This window comes from Desulfosarcina sp. (assembly GCF_046496365.1).
GTDB lineage: Bacteria > Desulfobacterota > Desulfobacteria > Desulfobacterales > Desulfosarcinaceae > Desulfosarcina.
The window spans coordinates 1-3,982 of the sequence record NZ_JAWOHB010000217.1 but is presented as its reverse complement, the minus strand read 5'-3'; the positions used below and the strand labels follow the sequence as shown (position 1 = coordinate 3,982).

The 3,982-nt window shown below is 54.2% G+C and carries 2 protein-coding genes and 1 pseudogene; all 3 read right to left on the bottom strand.

Features of this window, described 5'->3' with window-relative positions; genetic code table 11:
- Positions 1-263: 263 nt before the first annotated feature.
- Positions 264-548 (bottom strand): integration host factor subunit alpha, encoded by a 285-nt coding sequence (locus R6V78_RS21190; RefSeq protein WP_410291390.1) that lies wholly within the window; start codon positions 546-548, stop codon positions 264-266.
- A 754-nt stretch (positions 549-1,302) separates the two neighbouring features.
- On the bottom strand, positions 1,303-3,462 hold the full coding sequence (locus R6V78_RS21185; protein ID WP_410291389.1) for a DUF1554 domain-containing protein: 2,160 nt from the start codon (positions 3,460-3,462) through the stop codon (positions 1,303-1,305).
- 352 nt (positions 3,463-3,814) lie between these two features.
- Positions 3,815-3,982: pseudogene (locus R6V78_RS21180) on the bottom strand (hypothetical protein); the annotation flags it as partial.

Below are 3,982 nucleotides of genomic sequence, written 5' to 3'. Positions count from 1 at the left end.
GATCCATACCCGTTTTCCCGGGCGGAGTCAATGGGAATGAAAAGTGTACCAAAAATGGGAAAATAAAAATGTACCACCCTGGGGGTCATTGACCCTTTGGTTTCCCATTATCGACACCGCCGGCACCGCCGCCCCGGTGGTCGAGAATGGGAAAACGGAGGTTCAATGAACCCCAGGGTGGTACATTTTTATTTTCCCATTTTTGGTACACTTTTCATTCCCATTGACACCGGTGGTTTCCGTATCGAGGAAGATGAACATCCCTATCCGCCGTTCACCCTTTTCCGCAAACTTCCGGAATACCTGAAGGTCACCACCCCCCTGGGCTCCAGCATCATGCCCTCACCCGTCGCCGGGTTTCGCCCCCTCCGCCCGATCTTTTCTTTCACACAAAATTTGCCGAAGCCGGAAACCAGGACATCATCTCCGGATTCCAGGGACGCCTTGATCACCTCAATCAGAGATTCCGTGACCTGAATGGATTGGCTCTTGGTAAAGCCCAGTTCAGCCTGAAGCCGAGCCACGATGTCGTGTTTGGTCAGGGCCATAGGGGTGGGTCCGTATTGGTCTTGGTGAAGAGGAGGGGTATGATGACTTTGTGTTTGCAGAAATGCTGTATTTTGTCAATAAGTTGTTATTTATCTTGAAAATTTTACAGGCATGTCAATGTTGGGTGAGGTATTGAAGTGTGGCGATCGATCAAATGGGAGGGAAAACCGGCATGTCAACCAAAACGCAGATCCTAATTTACCTTATCATCTTCGGGATCTTTGATGTCATAATCCCGATTCCGATCACAGCACTGGTGCTTGTCCACGTTCTGTTCCAAAAACCCCGGTGGTTCAGGGAGTGGGTTGAGGAGATTTACCGGTCTTGAGATGCTTTGATCGGTACAATGGGCAGGGAGGGCTTGCTTTGGCAGTGGGGGCTAAATTGGTAAACGGGGTCATTGGAACGTCCCGGGTGAAAGCAGACAATTGTACAGCCAGCATCAATGGATCTTGTCGGCCTTCTTTAGATCCCACATCTAACCTTTCCAGTTGCTGATTTTTCCGTTGTCGTGGCAGACCGGATACCACCAGAATCCCCCATCAGTCCTAAAAAGCGGGTGTCCAGGCGGTCGGGGTAGCGCTTCCCCCCACGATCCGCGCCGTGGAAGGATCGGGAAAAATTCCGGACGGTAGTGCCAACAGCCTTCTTGCGTCTCGTAGCTGTTTGAAATCGCTAAGAAATAAAAATCGTGGTGTTCAAAATCAGTTAGAAGAATTCCAAACCAATTCACCCGTCTTCAGAGGCTTGCACCTATTCCTGCAAGCAGTAAAGGTGAAGATGGGTGGCACTGCAGGACGTGGATTGGTCCATAGCAAAGAATTTCCACTGGGCGGTGAACCCCGCTCGGCCGCAGATCGCGGTGTTTTCATCGCTGGTGTCGCTCCAGTTGTTGCAGGTGGTTTCCTGGGTGCCGGCCGTTGTAGGATCGACTGCTCCAGTCCACAAACCATAATTTGAATAGTCGATACCATCGGCTGATTGATACATGGCGCTATTGATGTAATCCGCCTCGAAGAGGGCGGCTCCTGTGGAAGCGATGGTCACGCCATCGGGGCGCACCCAAGGCTTACTGTCCACGGTAAATCGGGATGCCGCGCTGGCGTCGCTGGAGGCCAACAGAGCTTTAAAGCTGCCGCTTAAACCTGCCTGGGCGGCTTCGTTTTGACAGAGCTGATCGGCGGAAGCCAGTCCTCCGCCCGGCACCCAGGTGCCCCACGTTACGAAAGCGATGCGTCCGGGTGTGGGTCTTGCGCTCACCGGGACATGCTTTTCGACTCCGAAGCAAAACAGACGAGCCACACCGCTGCAAGAATGGTTACCGAAATCCAGAGAAACATATCCCATGCCGTCGCTAGTGCCGAATACGCCCATAAACTGCCCGTCCTCCGAAGTCCAGCTGTTGCAGGATTCTCCGTTTCCGGCCCAGTTGATGTGTCCGGTCCAGGCCATACCCCAATGAGTGTCATCTAAATTTCCCAGTTCATCAACCCGCAGAGGATGAAATATGCGGCCCGCCGCAAGATCTTTCAGGGTATCGGCAAGCGGCTTGCCGTCGACCCTAACCCAGCCCCGTGCGTCACCCAGCCGGTCGGCGGCTTTGACCTCAGGCGTCGAAAGCCACGCCACGTATTTGTTGTTCGGCAGCCCGGCGGCCTTAGCCAAGTCCTGGCAGATCTGATCGGCCCCGCTCAGGCCGCCAAGATCGCCATGGAATGACTGGGAGGTGACAAAAGCCAGGTTGGGAGGTTCCTCATTGCGCAATAAAAGCAGGGGAATGGCCGGGTTTAGCGGCGTTGACTGCGGGAAGGTTTCCTGCCGCAGGATATCCAAATACCGCATGCCATATCCTTCATAAGCAAGCCCATTTGTATAATTTGAACCACCGGCGCTGTCATCAACGGCTGTCGGCGTTGCCTGGGCTACCGGCTCGATCTGGGTGTCTTCATGCCACTCGTTCCAGGACGTCACCATTATCATGTGGCCGATGTCCACATCGGTCACAGTTTTAGCCCCTCGCAGCATTTGTCGGAACAGCGATCCGAATCCGGCATCCGGAGACAGTTTGCGCGACAGGGGGCTGTGCTCGGGTCGGACCGCGTTGTCGTTAAATCCTGGCGTCACCGCCGGCACATAGTCTATGCCGGCATTTTTGGCGAGCGTTTTCCAGCCGGCCTGGTCGGCATAATAAGCGGTGACGGCTGCCTGACCGGCGTATCCGCTAACCCCCATGCTCCCATACACATCGTAGTTGGTGACGGCGTCCAGCAGGGCCATGTCTTCCGCTGAAGCCGGTGGGCTGCCGAAGACGTGGTCTCCGATGATGTACAATTCGTAGCCTTTGGCGGCGGCAGCCTGCCGCATTGCGGACAGGCTCGAGTTAAGCGTTCCCAAATCGGACAAAACGCGGGTCAGATATACCATCACCACCGGCTTGCCCTCGATTTTCAGGTAATTGGGATGAGAAAAGTAGTTGTCGGCAAGGTGGGCGATATCGGGCCCTAAAGCTGAATAGGCCTGCAGTTCGTTGGTTCTTCCGACTGTTTCGTAGAGAATGGCGATTTTCAGGTTACCCAGGTTTGAATTCTGAAGAATAGTGTTGATCAGGGTCACATCTTCACGGGATCCGGGCCCCCACCAGCTCGTCGACCAAAAATCGATACCGGCCTGATGGCTCCATCTCAGGTGGGCATCGATCACGGCTTTCTCTCGGTCGTTGTACCCCCCCAGCTCCGGCAGTTGCGCCGGAACCAGGTGCTCGCGCAGATAATTGCCTCCGTGAAAGTCGTTATAATACCAGGGATAGTAGTAAACACCCACCTGATAATCGATTCGTTGGGCTGTGACGATCGTCGCGAAAACGAGATTACAGACAACCACTGACACGGCCAGTAAAACCATTCGTTGTTTCATCCTGAGCCCCCCCGGCAAAAGACTGCAACGTATCGATCAGATAACCCCATCACCCCATTTGAAATTCTATCAGATTGGGCCATTCGTCATCATCCAAATCATCCATCGCATCAACCAGAATGGAATTGTTGCCATTGGCGGCTTCCCAGCCATCTGGCATTTCATCGCCATCGGTGTCTGTATGATGGGATCGGTTCCGGTTTCGGTTTCGAACTCCTACAGGTCGGTGAGACCGTCACTGTCAACATCCCGGGAACCATCTTGGCCTAGACTGCCAAAATAGTCAATTTCCCAGTAGTCAGGCCAACAAATCTCGGTTCACGGAGATTTGCTGTTGGGGTGACCGGGGTGTTGACCCGGCTTCGGCGAACTTGCGGATGCCCTTGCAGATGTTGTTGGCCGCGTACATGGCCATCATCTCGCCGGAACAGACGATGTAGATCTCCTGGGCCTTGCCCTCGCGGATCGGCATGGCGAATCCGCCGCACACCACATCGCCCAGCACATCGTAAAAGGCATA

Excerpts from the sequence above, each read along its gene's own strand:
- R6V78_RS21190 (WP_410291390.1), bottom strand. The coding sequence starts at position 548 with ATGGCCCTGACCAAACACGACATCGTGGCTCGGCTTCAGGCTGAACTG.
- R6V78_RS21185 (WP_410291389.1), bottom strand. The coding sequence starts at position 3,462 with ATGAAACAACGAATGGTTTTACTGGCCGTGTCAGTGGTTGTCTGTAAT.